Below are 4,192 nucleotides of genomic sequence, written 5' to 3'. Positions count from 1 at the left end.
TGATCGAACGCTATCAGCGCGACAGTGGCTTGAGCATCGAACACTTCTGGCACGAGGACCAGGGGTTTCGCAAATGCGAAATCCTCAACAAGGTGATTGCCGAGACCGACTGCGACTACCTGATCTTTACCGATGGCGACTGCGTACCGATGGCCAATCTGGTGCAGGTCCATTACGACCACGCCGAGGCTAACGGCTTCTTATCGGCCGGCTATTTTAAGCTCAATATGGCGGTGTCCAATCTGGTCAGCCAAGCAGATATAAGCGCTGGCAGGCTGTTTGAGCCCGATTGGTTAATAGCACAGGGCCAACCCAAGTCCTTCAAGATGGCCAAGTTACGCACCAACCCGGCCTATCAACGTTTCATGAATTGGCTGACCCCGACCAAGGCCACCTGGAATGGCGCCAACAGTTCCACCTGGACCGATGATCTAAAAGCGGTCAATGGTTTCAATGAACAGATGCAGTATGGCGGGCTGGACCGTGAGTTGGGTGAACGGCTGTGGAATAAGGGCCTCACATCCAAGCAAATACGCTACAGCACCATTTTTATGCATTTGGATCATAAACGCGGTTATGAGCAGCCGGATATTTGGCGCAAGAACAATGCCATTCGGCAGGAGACGGTGCGGTCCAAGAGTACTTGGACCCAGGATGGAATTGTAAAGGCCTAACGGGTCAAGCCAGTTAGCCCTACCCGCCACCAGCGCAGGATTGACCTGCGCTGGCACGCTTTATGGGCCGATGCCGTCACAAAACACACCACCAACCAGATCCAACCGCTATGAAAAGCTAATGTCCGGGCCCGACTGATCGTCGAGCGCTTCAATCGCCGCCAGGGTGTTTTTCGCCATATCAATATAGAGCTGCGCCGCGGCACTGTTTTGATCTTGGCTGACCGGCGGATTACCCTGATCCATCTGCAATCGAATGTCCAAACTCAAGGGCAGTTGCCCCAATAGCGCGACATCAAAATCCTGCGCCAACTTGCTGCCACCGTTCTCGCCAAAGATATGTTCGGCGTGACCGCACTGGCTGCAGATATGCACCGCCATGTTTTCCACTATACCCAAGACCGGGATATTCACCTTTTGGAACATGGCGATACCCTTCTGGGCATCGAGCAGGGCTATATCTTGGGGTGTGGTTACTATAACTGCACCGGTTACAGGCACCTTTTGCGCCAAGGTTAACTGGATATCACCGGTACCGGGTGGCATATCGACCACCAAATAGTCCAGCTCACCCCACTGGGTCTGAGTTAACAGCTGCAGCAAGGCGCCTGAGGCCATTGGGCCGCGCCAGACCGTGGGGGTCTTATCATTGACCAGGTAAGCCATCGACATGGTTGCCAAGCCGTGCGCCAATACCGGCATGAAGAACTTCTCATCCTGCACGGCAGGCTTGGTTCCCTCGGCAACGCCCAGCATCATGGCCACGCTCGGGCCATAGATATCCGCATCCAATAGGCCAACCTTATGACCTAAGGCTTGAAGTGCTAAGGCCAAGTTGACTGCGGTGGTGCTTTTACCCACGCCGCCCTTGCCCGAGGCAACGGCGATAATGTTCTTAACTGATTCCACGACTAACCTTCCTTACAAATTTTTAACGAGTGCATTTTAACCATTGGCGTTCATCAAGCAGCCTTCAAACTGGCAATAGCCTGTTGATCGGCGCTGTCTATAGGCCCTACTTATAGATTATAGCCAATGCCTGTAGGCCCTGTTTATCGAGCCGGGCTAAGACGTTGACGCAGATAGGCGATTCCACTGAGCAGTAACGCCATTAAATAGACCACCAGAAACAGGGCGTCGCTGAACAGCGACATCAGGTTGCCAGACTGGCTGATATCCAGCTGGTAAGCCAACAACACGACCAGCACCCAGAGCATTATAGCCCGGTCTAAATACCAAGCCGCCAGCGCGATCACCGGCACCAATAGAAATAGGGCCATGGCTTGGTAGCCAAACTCAAATAGCCCGGTGTAACCCAGTAGATAAGTGAGGATCACCAGCAGATTAAACAAGCCCAGGCCGTGCCATAAAATTTGGCTGGCGCGGGTGCGCACATTAAACAGCCGCAACAGAGCAAAAAACACCAGCGCCAAGGACACCAGATCGAAGGCGCCATAGAGGTAAAACAGCAGCGATTTACCGCCAAAGAGGGGGATAAACAGCCCGACGGTGACCAGGACCAGGCCGATTGAGCGCGCTCGTGAATGAGCCTTAAAGGCACAACTGGCCCAGGCGAGCAGCACCAGCCAGAGAGACAGGTAAGCATAGACGGTGGTCATGGCAGCACCGCCGCAAGGTTCAGGCTGGCAATACTAAAGCGAATATAGCTGATAAATTTGCGTTTATTGGTGTAACTCAAATGCACGAAACCGCCCTCATCTATTAACATCGATGGATAGGAAAAGCGCTCACCGCTGGTCTGTTCAATAACCTTAACGCGCTGCCAGGTTGCCCCGTTGTCTTGACTCAGACTGAGCAACAATAGGCTGCGATCCGGCGCCGGGTTATGGGCCATCAGTAGATTGGTCGCCGACAACCGCACGATGGAGAGGTCCGATGAGGCGTTGCTCATGTCCGCCAGGTTGGCGCCTTGCCAGGCCGCTGAATCGAGTTGGAACTGACCGTTCTGGATAAAACCCTGGTCGTTAGGCCGCGCGAAGACGTTGGCCGTCTGATCGCTGTCGACCACCACCACCGGCTGAATCGCATCCATCAGCAGGGTATGGCTGGAGCGAATGGCCATATCGGCATCGAAATAGATCATCACCGGGTCCATTCGATTCATCTCAAAATAGGCCGGCAGCAATAGACCCTGACTCATCGGCACCGGTCGTGTCTTGACCAGGGTGCTCTGATTAAAGAAGGGACTCATGCGCAGCGATTTAAGATAGCCAAAGTTGGCACCCAGGTCCTCACTGGCGAGCAGATCGACCCGAGCCGTGGCCCAACCGCCGACACTAACGTTAACCACCCAGAGGTAGAGGGTATCGTTAACGAAGCTGAGCACCGGATTGCCGAGTTTCTTAATATAGCGGCTTGACAGGTCGGCCAACATCGATGCCGACAAGACCGCTTGTGGCGCGGAAATCATCTGGCCGTCTTGCATCAGGGCGCGATAAATTTGGACATCGCGATGGCCTTCGCGGCTACCGCCAAACCAAAATACGCCTTGGGTATTATCGGGTAAATTGACCACAAAGGACGCGTGTACCGACCGTACCTCGGGCTGATCAAAACGGCTTTCCTGCCACACCGCATCGTTCGCCACCTGCGCCGTTGGCGTTAAAAAGACTGGCGCTGGTACCGGCTTGACCCAGAAATAAGCCGCCAACACCGGCACCATTAAGAGCATAAATGCGCTTAAGCGCTGCAGCGAGAGCCGCATTAATGGCTGTGTGTTCGCGCTCATGTGGTAACCATCCGACTGCCAAACATCGCTGAATTTAACCTTTGAGTTATTTAGGGGTAAAAAAAACAGCCCACCCCAAATTAGAGATACGCTGCTTCTAATATTAATAAACTCAAAGACTACCCTATTTTACTTAGCTGCGCCCGTAACGATCGGTAAAACGCACTATATCGTCTTCACCGAGATACGAACCGGTTTGCACCTCGATCAGCTCTAAGGGGATTTTACCCGGGTTTTCCAGTGCATGAACAACACCCACGGGTATATAGACCGACTGATTTTCGGTTAACAGCTGGGTGGTCTCGCCGATGGTGACATTGGCCGAACCGCTGACCACGATCCAGTGCTCGGCGCGATGATGATGCATCTGCACCGAGAGTTTCTCACCCGGTTTAACGCGAATATTTTTTACCTGATGGCGCGCACCGTTATCGATGCCCTCATACGAGCCCCACGGCCGGTAAACCTTGGCGTGGACCTCGTGTTCGCTGCGCCCAAGCGCTTTGAGTTGGTTGACGATAAACTTCACATCTTGCGCCCGGTGCCGGGGCACCACCGCGATGGCGTCCTTGGTTTCGACAATGGCCAGATCATCGACGCCAATGACCGCCACCAAACGACTTTCAGCCCGAATATAGTTGCCGTGTGCTTCATGGGTTAAGACATCGCCACTGAGCACATTGTTATCGGCATCCTTCTCATTCAAGTCGTAGAGCGCCGCCCAGGCGCCAATATCGTTCCAGTCGCCGGCATAGGGCACCACCATGGC

5 protein-coding genes are annotated in these 4,192 nt (G+C 53.8%); 1 reads left to right on the top strand and 4 read right to left on the bottom strand.

From position 1 onward, the window contains the following. A partial coding sequence (locus AC4FIC_RS11170; protein ID WP_490359409.1) for a galactosyltransferase-related protein occupies window positions 1-674 on the top strand: 674 nt, incomplete at its 5' end. A 108-nt stretch (window positions 675-782) separates the two neighbouring features. On the opposite strand, the gene apbC is transcribed toward AC4FIC_RS11170, so the two are convergent. The 4 genes from apbC to AC4FIC_RS11150 all read right to left on the bottom strand — a co-directional run. Beyond that, window positions 783-1,583, bottom strand: a complete 801-nt coding sequence (apbC, locus tag AC4FIC_RS11165; RefSeq protein WP_353734586.1) for an iron-sulfur cluster carrier protein ApbC — start codon at window positions 1,581-1,583, stop codon at window positions 783-785. Window positions 1,584-1,726: 143 nt separating this feature from the next. Then, on the bottom strand, window positions 1,727-2,293 hold the full coding sequence (locus tag AC4FIC_RS11160) for a hypothetical protein (protein WP_490359408.1): 567 nt from the start codon (window positions 2,291-2,293) through the stop codon (window positions 1,727-1,729). Then, window positions 2,290-3,423, bottom strand: a complete 1,134-nt coding sequence (locus AC4FIC_RS11155; RefSeq protein ID WP_490359407.1) for an exo-alpha-sialidase — start codon at window positions 3,421-3,423, stop codon at window positions 2,290-2,292. Before AC4FIC_RS11155 ends, AC4FIC_RS11160 begins: the two co-directional genes overlap by 4 nt. A 133-nt stretch (window positions 3,424-3,556) precedes the next feature. Continuing rightward, window positions 3,557-4,192 (bottom strand): cupin domain-containing protein (locus AC4FIC_RS11150; protein WP_490359406.1); only part of this gene is annotated, 636 nt, incomplete at its 5' end.

It is taken from the genome of Reinekea sp., from assembly GCF_982785585.1.
Note: the sequence above shows the minus strand (reverse complement) of the source record. Positions and strands in the feature narration are given on the sequence as shown.

Bases quoted from the DNA above. Each gene is read 5' to 3' on its own strand.
- AC4FIC_RS11160 (WP_490359408.1), bottom strand. From the start codon at position 2,293: ATGACCACCGTCTATGCTTACCTGTCTCTCTGGCTGGTGCTGCTCGCC.
- AC4FIC_RS11155 (WP_490359407.1), bottom strand. From the start codon at position 3,423: ATGAGCGCGAACACACAGCCATTAATGCGGCTCTCGCTGCAGCGCTTA.